This is a genomic window from Streptomyces sp. NPDC093984 (assembly GCF_044764595.1).
Classification (GTDB): Bacteria; Actinomycetota; Actinomycetes; order Streptomycetales; family Streptomycetaceae; genus Streptomyces; species Streptomyces cynarae.
On sequence record NZ_JBIWIM010000023.1, the window covers coordinates 16,104 to 31,919 of the forward strand.

General features: G+C 68.8%; 7 protein-coding genes and 2 pseudogenes. 7 read left to right on the top strand and 2 right to left on the bottom strand.

Going from position 1 to position 15,816, the window contains the following annotated elements:
• Window positions 1–150: 150 nt before the first annotated feature.
• The 7 genes and pseudogenes from ACIRC0_RS37155 to ACIRC0_RS37185 form a co-directional block, all read left to right on the top strand.
• Window positions 151–2,115 (top strand): annotated as a pseudogene (locus ACIRC0_RS37155) (family 43 glycosylhydrolase); the annotation flags it as partial.
• A gap of 190 nt (window positions 2,116–2,305) precedes the next feature.
• Window positions 2,306–4,612, top strand: coding sequence for a beta-L-arabinofuranosidase domain-containing protein (locus tag ACIRC0_RS37160; protein ID WP_403625755.1), 2,307 nt, complete (start codon window positions 2,306–2,308; stop codon window positions 4,610–4,612).
• Between the two features lie 156 nt (window positions 4,613–4,768).
• Entirely contained in the window at window positions 4,769–6,187 is a 1,419-nt protein-coding gene (locus tag ACIRC0_RS37165) for a non-reducing end alpha-L-arabinofuranosidase family hydrolase (protein ID WP_403625758.1), read from the top strand.
• A gap of 87 nt (window positions 6,188–6,274) precedes the next feature.
• Complete coding sequence (locus ACIRC0_RS37170; RefSeq protein ID WP_403625760.1) at window positions 6,275–7,921, top strand: glycoside hydrolase family 27 protein; 1,647 nt, start codon at window positions 6,275–6,277, stop codon at window positions 7,919–7,921.
• Between the two features lie 843 nt (window positions 7,922–8,764).
• On the top strand, window positions 8,765–10,195 hold the full coding sequence (locus ACIRC0_RS37175; RefSeq protein ID WP_403625763.1) for a glycoside hydrolase family 43 protein: 1,431 nt from the start codon (window positions 8,765–8,767) through the stop codon (window positions 10,193–10,195).
• A 76-nt stretch (window positions 10,196–10,271) separates the two neighbouring features.
• Window positions 10,272–10,394 carry a hypothetical protein gene (locus tag ACIRC0_RS37180; RefSeq protein ID WP_403625766.1) on the top strand — a complete coding sequence of 41 codons (123 nt, stop codon included), beginning with the start codon at window positions 10,272–10,274 and terminating at the stop codon, window positions 10,392–10,394.
• Window positions 10,385–10,939: pseudogene (locus ACIRC0_RS37185) on the top strand (transposase); the annotation flags it as partial. The gene ACIRC0_RS37180 and the pseudogene ACIRC0_RS37185, both read left to right, overlap by 10 nt.
• A gap of 277 nt (window positions 10,940–11,216) precedes the next feature.
• On the opposite strand, the gene ACIRC0_RS37190 reads toward ACIRC0_RS37185, so the two are convergent.
• Together ACIRC0_RS37190 and ACIRC0_RS37195 are read right to left on the bottom strand one after the other, a co-directional pair.
• The gene (locus ACIRC0_RS37190) at window positions 11,217–12,599 is read right to left on the bottom strand and encodes a condensation domain-containing protein (RefSeq protein WP_403625769.1); all 1,383 of its coding nucleotides are present in this window, start codon (window positions 12,597–12,599) and stop codon (window positions 11,217–11,219) included.
• A gap of 206 nt (window positions 12,600–12,805) precedes the next feature.
• Window positions 12,806–15,748: a glycoside hydrolase family 3 C-terminal domain-containing protein gene (locus ACIRC0_RS37195; RefSeq protein WP_403625772.1), complete on the bottom strand. Its 2,943-nt coding sequence runs from the start codon at window positions 15,746–15,748 to the stop codon at window positions 12,806–12,808.
• Window positions 15,749–15,816 lie beyond the last annotated feature (68 nt).

Genomic DNA, 15,816 nt, shown 5'->3' on the forward strand with positions numbered 1-15,816 from the left:
TCCCGCCTCCGGAAGGAACCCACCCCCCATGCCCCGAACCGTGCGCTTTTTAGGCACGATCCCTTCCCCAACCCCGCCGCCTGGACTCCGGACTTCGACGCCCTCGAGGTCCAGGCGGTGTTTCGCGTGGGAAAACCGCCCGTCCACGCGATGACTTCTGGAAAGGGAGGGTTCTTGGACATCACCAGACGACAGCTCGGCCAGCTCGCCGCGGTCGGCGCCGGGGCGCTCGTGCTGCCGGGCCTGCTGCCCCGGAGCAGAGCGGCGGCGGCCATACCTCCGGCCGGCACGTGGGGCGCCCAGGGCGACGGCACCTACGTCAATCCCATCCTCCCGGGCGACTTCAGCGACTGGGACTGCATCAGGGTCGGCTCCGACTACTACGGCATCACCAGCACGTTCGGGTACTCGCCCGGCATGGCCGTCCTGCACTCGAAGGACCTGGTCAACTGGCGCACGCTCGGCGGCGCGGTCGACGATGTCACCCGGGTCGGACCGGAGTTGAACTGGGACCGGATGAACCGCTACGGCCGTGGCGTGTGGGCCGGCGCCCTCCGCTTCCACGCGGGGCGGTACTGGCTGTACTTCAACACGCCGGACGAGGGCTTCTTCATGACGTCGGCCTCGTCGCCGACCGGGCCGTGGGAGCCGTTGCACTCACTGTGGCGAATCTCCGGCTGGAACGACGTGTGCCCGTTCTGGGACGACGACGGTCAGGGCTACCTGGTCACCACGCACTACGCGGACAGCTACAAGGTGCACCTGTTCAAGCTGTCCGAGGACGGCAAGTCGCTGGTCGGCCCGTCCACGGTCATCCACCAGTCGCGGGGCAGCGAGGCCAACAAGCTGTACAAGATCAGCGGTGTCCACCACCACCTGTTCAGCGAGGTGAAGTCCGAAGGCCGGGTGGTCATGATGAACCGCGGCTCCAGCCTCTACGGCCCGTTCGGGACCCGGCAGTTGCAGCACGTCTCCCCCTCGGTGGACCGCGAGCCCAACCAGGGCGGGCTGGTGCAGGCTCCGGACGGCGCCTGGTACTGGATCACCCACCACGGCATCGGACGCTGGGCGGGGCGCGTGCTCTCCCTGCTGCCGGTGACCTGGGTGGACGGCTGGCCGATCCTGGGCGAGGTGGGCGCGGACGGCATCGGCACCATGGTGTGGACCGGCCGGGTGCCCGCCGGCGGCACGCCCGGTATGCCGGTCGACGCGCTGCCCCCCGTGGTGACCAGCGACCTGTTCACCGACACCCGCCTGGCGCCGCAGTGGGAGTGGAACCACCAGCCGCGCGCGAACCACTGGTCGTTGACCGAACGCCCCGGCTGCCTGCGCTTGCAGGCGTTAGCCCCGCTGGTGGCCGACAACCTGACCAAGGTGGGGAACACCCTCACCCAGCGGGTGCTGCGCACGGCGGGCGGCGCGACGGTGACCGTCCGCCTCGAACTGGCCGGCGTCGCCGACGGCCAGCACGCCGGGCTGTGCCACTACGCCGCCACCTACGCCGGGTTGGGCGTCCGGCGCTCCGGGACCACCACCACGATCGCGCACAACGCCGGCGGCACTCTGACCTACGGTCCGGCGATCACGCAGAACGCCGTGTGGCTGCGCACGACCTGGGACGTCAACGGAGTCAGCCGGTTCTCCTACAGCCTCGACGGAAACGTATTTTCCTCGTTCGGCGGCACCTACCAGCTCACCTGGGGCGGATACCGCGGTGACCGGGTCGGCCTCTACACCTACAACCCGAACGGCACCGGCTACGCCGACGTCGACTCGGTGCAGTACGCCATCGCGCCCACCAGGGTCTACACGTGCGTCAGCGTGCGCAGCGGCAAGGTCGCCGACGTCTACCGTGCGTCGAACGCGGACGGCGCCGCCGTCATCCAGTGCCCCGACACCGGCGCATCGAACCAGCAGTGGGCCTTCCAGTCCACGGGGGACGGCTACCACACCATCGCCTGTGTCCGCAGCGGCAAGGTGCTCGACGTGGCGGGGTCCTCGACGGCGGACGGCGCGGCGGTCGTGCAGATGACCGCCGACGGCCGGACGAGCCGGCAGTGGCAGCTGCGCCCGCAGACCGGGGGCGAGTTCGTCGTGGTCAACCGCGACAGCGGCAAGGTGCTCGACGTCAAGGGAGGCAGTACGGCCGACGGTGTCGCGCTGATCCAGTACCGCGACGTCGGCAGTTCAACCAGCGATGGACCTTCCATCGTGTCACCGCCTAGGGACCCTGAGGGGTGGAGGCGGAAGTCTCGCCGGGTGTCAACGACCAAGCAATCGCACTCTCGTCAGCGAAAGGTGCAAGATGTCTTCCTTCGTCAGCAGACGGCGCCTGCTGCAAGTAGCCGGGGCCACGGTCGCCGCATCTGCCACGGGATCCTTCATGGGCGCATCTCCCGCGCAGGCGGCCGTTCCTCCCGCAAGGGCCGACATAGGGGTCTTGGCGCACCCCTTCGAACTCGGCCAGGTCCGGCTCACCGCAAGCCGGTGGCTGGACAACCAGAACCGAACGCAGAACTATCTGCGGTTCGTCGATGTCGACCGGCTGCTGTACAACTTCCGCGCCAACCACCGGCTCTCCACCAACGGCGCCGCCGCCCCCGGCGGCTGGGACGCACCGAACTTCCCCTTCCGCACCCACGTCCAAGGGCACTTCCTCACGGCCTGGGCACAGCTGTACGCCGTGACGGGGGACACCACCTGCCGGGACAGGGCAACCCACATGGTCGCGGAGTTGGCCAAGTGCCAGGCCAACAACAGCGCCGCCGGTTTCAACGCCGGGTACCTCTCCGGCTACCCCGAGTCCGACTTCACCGCTCTCGAACAGCGGACCCTGAGCAACGGCAATGTGCCGTACTACACCATCCACAAGACCCTCGCCGGCCTGCTGGACGTATGGCGCCACATCGGCAGCACACAGGCCCGTGACGTGCTGCTCGCCCTGGCCGGATGGGTCGACTGGCGCACAGGCAGGCTGAGCAGCCAGCAGATGCAGGCCATGCTGCAGACCGAGTTCGGCGGCATGAACACCGTGCTGACCGACCTCTACCAGCAGACAGGCGACGCGCGGTGGCTCACCGTCGCCCAGCGGTTCGACCACGCCGCGGTGTTCGACCCCCTGGCGTCCGGCCAGGACCAGCTCAGCGGACTGCACGCCAACACCCAGGTGCCCAAGTGGATCGGGGCCGCCCGGGAGTACAAGGCCACCGGCACGACCCGCTACCGGGACATCGCCACCAACGCCTGGAACTTCACCGTCAACGCGCACACCTACGCCATCGGCGGCAACAGCCAGGCGGAGCACTTCCGCGCCCCGAACGCCATCGCCGGCTACCTGAACAAGGACACGTGCGAAAGCTGCAACACCTTCAACATGCTCAGCCTCACCCGGGAGCTGTTCGCGCTGGACCCGAACCGGGTCGCGCTGTTCGACTACTACGAGCAGGCGTGGCTCAACCAGATGATCGGCCAGCAGAACCCGGCCGACGACCACGGCCACGTCACCTACTTCACCCCGCTCAACCCGGGAGGCCGACGCGGTGTGGGCCCGGCGTGGGGCGGCGGCACCTGGAGCACCGACTACGGCACCTTCTGGTGCTGCCAGGGCACGGGCCTGGAGATGCACACCAGGCTGATGGACTCCATCTACTTCCGCAGTGACGACACGCTGATCGTGAACCTGTTCGTGCCCTCGGTGCTCAACTGGTCGGAGCGCGGAATCACGGTCACCCAGACCACGACGTACCCCGTCAGCGACACCACGACCCTGCAGGTCACCGGCAACGTCAGCGGAACCTGGGCCATGCGCATCCGCATCCCGAGCTGGACCAGCGGGGCCACCATCAGCGTCAACGGCGTCACGCAGAACATCGCCACCGACCCCGGCAGCTACGCCACCCTGAGCCGCTCGTGGGTCTCCGGCGACACGGTCACCGTCCGCCTGCCCATGCGGATCGTCATGCGAGCGGCCAACGACAACAGGAACGTCTCCGCGATCACCTACGGCCCGGTGGTCCTGTCCGGCAACTACGGTGACTCCTCGCTCAGCTCCCTCCCGACGCTGAACACGTCCTCGATCACACGGACCAGCAGCAGTTCGCTCGCCTTCACCGCCACCGCCAACGGCTCCACCGTCAACCTGGGCCCGTTCTACGACGCGCACGGCCACAACTACACCGTCTACTGGAACGCCGGCGGCACCTTCCGTCTGGTCAACGTGGGCAGCGGTCTCCTGCTGGGCATCCAGAACATGTCCACGGCCGACGGCGGCCGCGCTCTGCAGTGGGTGGACAACGGCACCGCCGACCACGACTGGCACATGATCGCCGATGGAACCGCGTTCCGCTTCCGCAACACCCACAGCGGCAAGGTGCTCGGGGTCCAGGGCATGTCCACGGCAGACGACGCGACCGTCCTGCAGTGGTCGGACAACGGCACCGCCGACCACCGATGGACGCTGCTCGACCAGGGAGACGGAACCTACAAGATCCGTAACGAGAACAGCGGCAAGTTGCTCGCCATCGCGAACAACTCCACCGCTGTGGGTGCGTTCGCAGTCCAGGACTCGGACGACGGCACTGCCGACAACCGGTGGCGCATCGTGAGGAACTAGGCCGCCGCGGAAGCACATCCTGGTCGGTCTCCATCCTCCACCGCGCTCGACCTTTCGACCTTCGTTCGATATCGAGAACAAAAGAGGTCGAGGCGCAGCACATCGACAGTCCGGACAGCCTCTGACGGGGCCGAACCGGAAACGCTCACTCAACGAATGAGGCCCGCATTGCGCAGACTACGTTTCAGCCGCAGACATCTGTCCGTGGTGCTCGCGGCCCTGGTCGCGTCGGCGGCGACGCTCGTCGCCAATCCGGCTCAGGCGGCCACCACCGGCGCCGTGCGCGGTGTCGGTTCCAACCGGTGTCTCGATGTACCGGGTGCCGCCCAGACCGACGGCACGAACCTGCAGATCTGGGACTGCCACGGCGGGACCAACCAGCAGTGGACGCTGACGGACAACAACCAGCTGACCGTGTACGGCAACAAGTGCCTGGATGTCCCGGGCCACGCGACCACGGCCGGTACCCGGCCGGTGATCTGGTCCTGCAACGGCGGTACGAACCAGCAGTGGCGGGTGAACGCCGACGGCACGATCGTCGCCGTGGAGTCCGGGCTGTGTCTGGACGTCAGCGGCGGCGCTACGGCCAACGGCACGGCGGTGCAGCTCTGGAACTGCAACGGCGGCAGCAACCAGAAGTGGACCGGCCTGTCCGGGACGCCCAACTCGTGTTCTCTTCCGTCGACATACCGGTGGTCGTCGACCGGTCCGCTGGCGCAGCCGGCGAACGGCTGGGTGGCGCTCAAGGACTTCACCACCGTGACGTACAACGGCCAGCACCTGGTCTACGCGACCACCTCTGACGGATCGTCGTGGGGCGCGATGACGTTCCGGCCCTTCACGAACTGGTCGGACATGGCCTCGGCCGGCCAGACCGGGATCAGCGGGTCCGCGGTGGCGCCCAAACTCTTCTACTTCGCGCCCAAGAAGATATGGGTGCTGGTCTCGAATGGGTGGGGCACCGCCTGGCCCTTCACCTACCGCACGTCCAGCGACCCCACCAACCCCAACGGCTGGTCCGCGCCGCAGGAGCTGTTCACCGGCAGCCTCCCCACAGGCGGCCCGATCGACCCGACCATGATCGCCGACGACCAGAACATGTACCTGTTCTTCGCCAATGACAAGGGCACCATCTTCAAGTCGACCATGCCGATCGGGAACTTCCCGAGCAGCTTCGGCTCGTCGTACACGACGGTCATGAGCGACACGGAGGACAAGCTGTTCGAGGCGCCGGAGGTCTACAAGGTCCAGGGCCAGAACCAGTACCTCATGATTGTCGAGGCGAAGGGTGCGGGCGGCCGCTACTTCCGCTCGTTCACCGCCTCCAGCCTGAACGGTCCGTGGACCGTCCAGGCCGGCAGCGAGAGCAACCCCTTCGCGGGCAAGGCCAACACCAACCAGACCTGGACCAACGACATCAGCCACGGTGACCTGGTCCGCAACAACCCCGACCAGACCATGACCATCGACCCCTGCAACCTGCAGTTCCTCTACCAGGGCAGGGATCCCAACGCGACCAGCACCGACTACCTGAAGCTGCCGTACCGGCCGGGCCTGCTCACCCTTCAGCGCTGACCTGCGCGCACATGATCACACGCTCGTGACCTTGCCGCTTGAGGGAGGCAAAGCGGCTTCCGCTTTGCCTCCCGGGAAGGACCTCCCATGGTTCCCATACACAGACGACTGCTGCGTCTCCTCACAGCCACCGCACTGACGCTCACCGCCACCGTCACCGCCTCCGTCGGCACGACCGCCGAGGCCGCACCGGGCAGCCCCGCGCTCACCCCTCCGCTGGGGTGGAACAGCTGGAACAGCTTCGGGTGCGGGATTACCGAGGCGCAGGTCCGCGAGGCCGCCGACGCGATGGTGTCCTCGGGTATGCGGGACGCCGGATACCGGTACGTGGTGGTCGACGACTGCTGGTTCGACCCGCAGCGTGACGCGGCCGGCAACCTGCGGGCCAATCCCACCAAGTTCCCCAGCGGCATGAAGGCGCTCGGTGACTACATCCACAGCAAGGGCCTGAAGTTCGGCATCTACCAGGCCCCCAACGAGAAAACGTGCGCCCAGGGCGTGGGCACCTACCCCGGCTCCACGGGCAGCAAGGGACACGAGGCCCAGGACGCCACCACGTTCGCCTCCTGGGGCGTGGACTACCTCAAGTACGACTGGTGCTCCGGCAGCGGCACCCTCAGCGAGCAGATCGCACAGTTCACCATCATGCGTGACGCCCTGCGCGCCACCGGCCGTCCGATCGTCTACAGCATCAACCCCAACAGCTTCCACTCCCCCACCGGCGACAAGTACAACTGGGGCGAGGTCGCCGACCTGTGGCGGACGACCGAGGACCTGCTCGACATCTGGCAGAACAACAACACCAACAGCTACCCGATGGGCGTCGGCAACGTCCTCGACGTCACCGCCCCGCTCGCCGCGCAGTCGGGTCCCGGACACTGGAACGACCCCGACATGCTGGTCGTCGGCCGCCCCGGCCTGTCCCTGACCGAGTCCCGCTCCCACTTCGCCCTGTGGGCACTCATGAGTGCCCCGCTCATGGCCGGCAACGACATCCGCACCATGTCCGCCGACGTGAGCGCCATCCTGCGCAACCCGCGCCTGCTCGCGGTCAACCAGGACTCGCTGGGCGCGGGCGGACGCCGAGTCCGCGACGACGGCGACACCGAGGTGTTCGCCAAGCCCCTGTCCGACGGCTCCGTCGCGGTCGGCCTGTTCAACCGAGGCAGCAACACCGCGACCGTCACCACCACGGCCGCACAAGTCGGCCTGTCCGGCGGCTCGTTCACCCTCACTGACCTGTGGACCGGCGGCACGTCGACTACCTCCGGGCAGATCTCGGCCAGCGTCCCCGCGCACGGTGTCGCCGTGTTCAAGGTGACCGGCGGCAGCCCCCTGGCCTCCACCACCGCACGCCTGCGCGGTACCGGGTCCAGCCGCTGCCTGGACGTGGACGGCGCCGCCACGGCGGCCGGGACCAAGACGCTGATCTGGGACTGCCACACGGCCGCCGACCAGCTGTGGACCACCTGGGCCGGCGGCGAGATCCGCGTCTACGGCGACAAGTGCCTGGACGCCTCCAACCAGGGCACCACCAACGGCACGCCGGTCATCATCTGGCCCTGCAACGGCCAGAACAACCAGAAGTGGACCGTCGGTTCCGACGGGTCGATCCGCAACGTCCATGCCGGGCTGTGCCTCGACGTCAACGGGGCCGGGACCGCCAACGGGACCCCGGTCATCCTGTGGACCTGCAACGGCCAGAACAACCAGAAGTGGACCACGCTCCCGTAACAGGCAGACGTCCGGCCGGAAGAGGGCAGTCCCACGACAGCGGACCAAGCTGCGGGGACTGCCCCTCCTGCACCGGTGACCGGGACTTCGAGCGCGAACGGCAGACCGTGGAGGAAGCGGGCATCTCCACGGTCTGCACTGCGACCTCCAGCAGCTTGCCGCTGCCCACACCCTTGCTCTTGTAGTAGCCATCGCCGGTGTTGGTGAAGGTCGCTAGACGGTGCCGTCGCCGGGCAGCGTGGTGGGGCCGGCTCGGCCGTCCGGCCTCCGATCCTGACGCCGCCCATGTTGGCGTACCCCGCCGGTGGCCGCGTTGGCCCGGATCCGTACGAACCCCACGCTACCGGCGGGCCATTCGGCCACCTTGGTGGCGCGGTCACCACCGGGTGGGCGGCCGGCCGACGTGAACTTCATCGAGCGGGGCTTCGGCAGCCGGGGCACGCTGGGCGTCAGCCAGGCCTGCTCCGGCGGAACGCCATGCTGACCGACTGCGACACCTTTTCAGGTCCCACGGGCTACTGCTGCCGGAGGTATTGACGCATCCCGCTCCTCGCACTTAGCGTCTGCCCGACCTTACGAACGCCGTTCGATTTATCGGACAACTCACCTCGGCGGACAGGGAGTCGGATACGGAGGCTCCACCTCCCCGGCAGTGGAGACCGAGACCCCGCTCGCATCGACAACCGCTCGGTCGGCCCCCGCACCCCGACCGCCCCACTCGGGTGACAAGCGAGCCGTCACCACGGCGAAGCACACCGCACACGGGAGACATGCGTCACCCGGAATCAGTCGGCCCCTTCCACGCGCCCGGTGGTGGCCTTTGCAGAACGACAGGAGACATACATGTCCGCGCTTCGCGCCCGGCTGTCGGCGATACTGCTCGCCGCGTGCCTGCTCTTCACAGGCCAAGCCTTGATCACACCGGACCGGGCGGCCGCCGCCGACCCGGGCTACCTGATGACGCACTTCGTCGGGGAGGGGTCGAACGGTCAGCAGATCTACTTCTCGTACAGCACGGACGGCCTGAACTGGACTGAGCTCAACGGCGGCGGAATTGCCCTTCGCTCCACGGTCGGCACGAAGGGGGTGCGCGACCCCGCACTGGTGAGATCCCCCGACGGCAGCAAGTACTGGATCATCGCCACCGACCTGTGCATCAGCTGCGGGCAGAACTGGGAGGCCGCCGTGTACAACGGCAGCCGCAACCTCGTGGTGTGGGAGTCGACGGACCTGATCAACTGGTCGGAGCCGTGGCTGCTCAACGTGGCCGGCGCGATCCCCGACGGACGCAACGCCTGGGCGCCGGAAGCGATCTGGGACCCGGCCTCCAACGACTACGTCCTGTACTGGGCGACGAACAAGCCGGTCGACGGCGTAAAGAAGCACCGCATCTACTACGCCCACACCAGCGACTTCCGTTCCATCACCACCCCGCAGCTCTACATCGACCGCCCCGGCACCCAGGAGATCATCGACACCCAGATCGTCGAGATGCCCTCCGGCGTCGGCAACTACCGCTATGTGCGGGCCTCCGGCGACGGGCAGATCACCCTCGAAGGCAGCAACTCGATCCTCGGAACCTGGACCAATCTCGGCAACCTCTCCGGCATCGGCCTGACCGGTGCCCAGGTCGAGGGCCCGATGTGGATGAAGTTCCGCGACCGCAACGAGTGGGCGCTCTACCTCGACCAGTACTCCTCCGGACGCGGGTACATGCCGGTCACGACGACCAACCCCTCCGCCCCCGGCACCTACCGGATTCCGGCGTCGGGAACCTACTCCATGGGCGTCACGAAGAAGCGCCACGGCTCGATCCTGAACCTCACGGCCGCCGAGGAGTCCCGCGTGCTCGCACGCTGGAGCGACATCCCGGCCAACCGGCTCCAGTCGTACAACTTCCAGGACCGGTACGTGCGGCACGCCAACTTCGACGTGCGCATCGACCAGAACATCACCGGCCCGGACGCCCAGTTCCGGCTGCGGCCCGGCCTGGCGGGCTCCGGCACCGTCTCCTTCGAATCGGTGAACTACCGCGGGTACTTCCTGCGGCACTCCGGATACGACTTCCAGCTGGTCCGCAACGACGGCACCGCCCAGTTCGCCGCGGACGCCACCTTCCGGCAGGTCGCGGGGCTCGCCGACGCGAGCTGGTCGTCCTTCCAGTCGTACAACCACCCCGACCGTTATATCCGCCACTACGCCTACCAACTCCGCCTCGACCCGATCACCACCGCGACAGGACGCAGCGACGCCACCTTCCGCGTGACGAACTGACCCGCACCGACAGGGACGCCGGCGCCTCGGGACTGTAAATCGTTCGGTGTAACTCCCGATCATGGAAGATGCATCGATGGCCAGTGAGAACGTGGCCGAGCGTGAGGCTGTCGAGCCGACGGAGGCAGTGCCGGCGAAGTCAGTGGACGACCAGTTGATCGACGAGCTGGTAGGCCGGGCTCAGGCCGTCTGCAACTGACCGGCGAGGGCGGGCTGCTGCAGCAGTTGACCGAGCGGCTGCTGGAGTCTGCCCTCGAGGGCGAGATCACCGACCACTGCCTGACCACCGGCGAGGTCCAGGCCCACCTCGCCGAAGTCTATGGCGCCGAGGTCTCCCGGCAGACGATCTCCACCATCACCGAAAATATTTTCGAGGGCATGGCCGAATGGCAGAGCCGGCCGCTGGATGCCGTCTATCCGGTGATCTTCATCGACGCCATACACGTGAAGATCCGTGGCGGCTCAGTCGCCAACCGGCCCATCTACGTGGCGCTGGCCGTCACGGCCGAGGGCCGACGGGAGATCCTCGGCCTGTGGGCCGGGGACGGTTGCGAGGGCGCCAAGCACTGGCTGCACATCCTCACCGAGATCAAGAACCGCGGCGTGAACGACGTCCTCATGCTCGTCTGCGACGGGCTCAAGGGCCTGCCCGAGGCGGTGGAGACCGTCTGGCCGAAGACGATCGCGCAGACCTGCGTGGTCCACCTGCTGCGGAACTCCTTCCATGATGCCGCCCGCCAGAACTAGGACAAGATCACCAGGCTGCTCAAGCCCGTCTACACTCGTGGGCGCAGAGCGAATCGCGGCGCCCGAAGCCGCTCACTCCCCCGACCAGCGGGACCACCCCCGCCGACAGGCCGGACTCCGACCATCCGAAAGTGGGACGCGTTGCACCGGCGACGGCACCGTTGCCCGGAAAACCGCACCACATGCTCAGTCAGAGAGGCAGGCCGCTAGCATCAGGCAGCACACCCGGCGTCGTGAGTGATCTCGACGCCGATCATCCGCGCTCCGCCGCGCTCTATGCGCCGGCGAAGGAGCCGCTCCTTGCGGCGTGACCGCCGATCGCGGCTCCGACCAGACGGCTCTCGAAGGACCGCAGTATCTGTTCGAGGTCCGTCGCGTCGAACGACGTCGCATCCGTCCCGAGACTGATTCCGGCCGTCTCGAACATGCCCCACACATCGAAGGAGAGGTTTCCGGAGTACGCGTCGACGGGTTTGGGGAATCGTCGGTAACGGCTGGATGCCATGGCTCGGTCGAGGTCCTGCGGTGCCCTTTCCGCGCGAGCCCGGATCAGCGTGCGTGGCGCTATGGGGCGGATGTTGACCACGTACGGGTTGTGTGCGGAGCGGCCCAGTTCGGCGGAGACCTCGTCCAGGGATCTGGCGTAGCGGTCGGGCTCTCGCAGGCTGACGGAGGAGGATCTGACGAGTGCCGCGTCGACGGCTCGGCACAGCGCCGGGAACCGGTCGCTGCCCAGGGACGTGTCGACCGGGATGAGGGCCCTGCCGGCGATATGGGCCACCGCCTCGCGGGCGAAGGTGGTTTGCCGGTTGGGCATCACGGTGTTGAACACGCAGGTGCCGATGCCGAGGTGCTCGGCGAGCGTGCGCGCGTACGCGGCTTGCAGGACGGCGGCCACGGATGTGCGGTACTGCTTCGCCAGACGGGCTGCCGCGAGGGCGACCGCCGCCGAGTCGAGGCATACGAAGTTGTAGACGGCGTCCCTGTGGCTCTGGGGAGTCCGGAGTTCGGGCATGGCGGACCGACGGAGCATGGCCCGGTCATGGGTGTCGACACGATGGGCGTGCCGCAGCCCCGAGGGACTGGCTTCGAAGCTCGCGATCTGCCGCGGCTGCCACCCCGAGCCGAGGTCGGCGCCCGGATCGGCGGCCAGTCGGGCTATGTGTTCGGCCGCGATCCGAGCGCCCGTCGTGTCCGCCGAGAAGTGGTGCAAGGACAGCGCGATGTGGATGGGTCTGCCGTCCACGGTGATGACGGCGGCCCGCAACGGCAGGTCGTCCGGGGCGAATCCGGGCTCGGCCAGTCGGAGCGTGAAGGCGCTCAGCTCGTCGTGGGTCGGCGGGGCGTCGGAGGCGTACTCGTCGATCTGGAGCACGCCGGAAGCCACGACGACCGCGCGCGGGTGCCCGTCCGCGTCACGTGGATAGAGCGTGCGCAGCGCCTCGAAGTGAGCCATGACCGCGGCGAAGGCATGCAGCACCGCGGACATGTCGGGCCGGCCGTCCAGTGCCCGCCCCATCCGTACGTTCCTGTTGCGGGGTCCGTGGAGATGGGGGTGGCATCCTTCGCGTTCATGGGCCTTCTGCGACCAGGTCAGTTCATGCTCTCCGGCGGTGCCGGCGACGAAGACGACGTCATGGCGTGCGGTCTGTCGCATACCCGCCCCGGCCCTCCTCCGGTACGGACCCCGATCCTCCACACCGTCCGGCGGTACGACGACGCGGCCGGAGCCCGGGCGCCCCCTGTTCAGGCAGAGGATAGATCCGCGCGGGCCGCGTGCGTCAATGGTCGGAGAGTGTGGAACGCGGCGGCGGACTGTCTTCTTGCCGCGTCCCACCGCTCCTTACCGCGTCCCGCCGCTCCTCACCACGTCCCGCCGGCGATCGCTGCCAGGTGGACACCGCCCCGCAGAACGAGGTGCAGATCGTGCACCCCGGTCACCTCCTCCGGCATCCGCGCGCTGACCGCGCGCCAGTCGTACCGGCCGCCGGTGCCGGCGGTGACACGGAGGGCGGCGAGCAAGGTTCCGGCACCGGGAGCGCCGTCGGCGTAGATCTCGACGGTCGCGTCCTCCCCCGTCGCGCACGACACCTCGGCCGTGATGACCCGCGGCCCGTCTGCCGGGGTGCCCAGGTCGACTGAGTCGTAGCGCAGAGCGCAGTGGATGTCACCGGTCGCCGGGGTGACCGCCTCCCCCTTCTCCCGGGTGGCGTCGACGAGCGTGCCGCCCTCGCACTCGTCGAAGTCGACGGCCTCCAGTCGTCCGCCGAGGAGAGCGCGGGCGGGGAGGGCCGGCCCCGTCACCGTGAGGGGCGCTGTCAGGGCGATGGCTTCGGCCGAGTGCCCGATCAGGATCTCGTACGGCCCCGGGTCCACGACGAGGGCGCCGGCTGCGACGGACCAGTGGGCCAGGGCCGCGACGGGCAGGTCGAACTCCAGCCGCCGCCGTTCACCGGGGGTGAGGGAGACCTTGCGGAAGTCCGTCAGTCTGCGTCTGGGCGCGCGGTGGCGGGCGGCGAGCGCGCGGGTGTAGAGCTGCACGGTCTCGGTGCCCGTGCGCGCCCCGGTGTTGGTGAGCTCGACGCTCACGGTCAGGGTGTCGTCCTGCGCCGCTTCCCGGGCGGACAGCCGCAGGCCGGAGTAGGCGAAGCTGGTGTAGGACAGGCCGTGTCCGAAGGGGTACAGCGGTGCGGCCTTGTGGTACTGGTAGGTCCAGCCGGCGCTGATGATGTCGTAGTCGAGGCGGCCGGGCAGCGGGTCGTCGCCGCGGTACCAGGTCTGCGGGAGCCGTCCGGAGGGGTCGGCCTCGCCGAGCAGGATCGCGGCGAGCGCCCGGCCCGTCTCCTGCCCGCCGTGGGAGGTCCACACCACGGCGGGCAGGTGCTCGTCCGCCCAGTCGACGGCGTACGGGTAGCTGCTCATCACGACCAGTACCGACTCGGGACGCTCGGCGGCGACGGCGCGCAGCAGGGCCTCCTGCGCGGGCGGCAGCGAGATGCCCGCACGGTCCTCGGTCTCGCGGCCGTTGATGTGCGGGTCGTTTCCGAGGACGACGACGGCGACGTCCGCCGAGGCGGCGGCCGCGACGGCTTCGGCGATTCCGTCCCTGACGACAGTTCGGGTCCAGCGTTCCGCCTGCTCGGGGGCTTGGGCAGAGAGGGTGACGCGGCCGGTGGCGGGGTCCACGGCGGCGTAGCGGCCGTTGCTGATGTTGCGCAACAGTTCCGTGCCGTCCGGCTGGGGTTCCAGCAGGAAGGTCTCGTGGACGAACCAGCCGTTCGGCTGCGTCTGGTCGGCGGCGAGAGTGAGGTCGCCGTCCTTGAGGGTGACGTAGCGTTCCGTGCAGGCGTTGCGGAGGGTCAGCACACCTTCACCCCAGTCGAACAGGTCGTGGCAGGCGCTGTCGCCCGCTTCCTGCTCGCCCGAGTGAGCACCGGCCACCATGGGCCCGCCGGGGTCGAGCGCCGGCACGCGCAGGAGGCCTCCGGTGGAGGCGGCGCGCAGCGTGATCCGGTCGACCCCCTCCGCGCGGACCGCTTCGACGCCGCGCTCCTTAAGGGCCGCCTCCAGGCCGGTGGCAATGGTGATCCGGTACGGCATGGTGCCGCTGTACCAGTCCTCGAAGAGGGTGTCCGCCAACGGACCGACGAGCGCGACGCGCCCGCCGGGGGCCGGTGACAGCGGCAGTGCGCCGTCGTTCTTCAGCAGCACCACCGACTCCGTGGCGGCGCGCAAGGCGAGCGCCCGGTGGGCGGGGCTGTCCACGACGTCGTCGCGGATGCCGGCGTAGGGGTCGAGGTCCGGATCGAACTCGCCGAGGCGGAAGCGTATCGACAGGTGGCGTCGCGCGGCGCGGTCGATGTCGTCCTCGGTGAGCAGCCCGCGGTCGACCGCCGTGCGGAGCCGGTCGAGGGTGATGCTGCCGTCCTCGTCCAGTTCGGTGATGCTGTCGACGCCGGCGCGTACCGCCGCCGCGTGGGAGGTGGGGTGGTCGTCGAAGTAGTGCTCCGATTCGGCGAGGTTGGTCACCGCTCCGGCGTCGCTGCAGACGAACAGCTCGTGGCCGGTGGGCTCGGCCCAGCGCCGTACCTCGGTCTCGATCAGTGGACTGACGTGGCAGGGGCGGCCGTTGAAGAGGTTGTAGGCCGGCATGACGCCGGTGGCGGCGCCGGACGCGATCGCCGGGCGGAAGGCGGCGAGGTCGTATTCGTGCAGCACCCTGGGCGGCACCACGGAGGAGGTGGTGTCGCGCTCGTCCTCGTTGTTGTAGGCGAGGAAGTGCTTCAGGAGCGGTGCAGTGCGCAGATAGACCGGGTGGTCCCCGGCCAGCCCGCGGCAGAAGCTGACGGAGAGCCGGCCGGTGAGCAGCGGATCCTCCGCGTATCCCTCCTCGTTGCGGCCCCAGCGGGGGTCACGCAGCAGGTTCACCACGGGGGACCAGATCTGGAGGCTGTGCCGGTGGCCGTCGGCGGCGGGGCGCTGGTGGATGGCGCGGGCCTCGGTGCCGACGGCCGTGGCGACCTCGTGCAGCAGCTCCTCGTTCCAGGTGGCTCCCAGGCCTACCGCCTGCGGGAACACGGTGGCCTGCCCCAGCCCGGCCACGCCGTGCAGCCCTTCGGTACCGGTCCTGAAGGGGGCCAGTCCGAGGCGCGGGACTCCTGGTGAGTAGTGGTAGAGCAGCCCGATGCGCTCGTCGAGCGTCAGCCGGGAGATCAGGTCGTCGACCCGCCGGGCGAGGGGTAGCGCGGGGTCACGGAACGGCAGGTCGGTGGTGGGCGGCTCGGGGGATGTGGCGGCGGTACTCACCTGAGAAGTCCCTTGCAGGAGGTCGACGGGAGAAGGCGTGGGAAGCGTGGGCGACTGCGGAGCCGGGC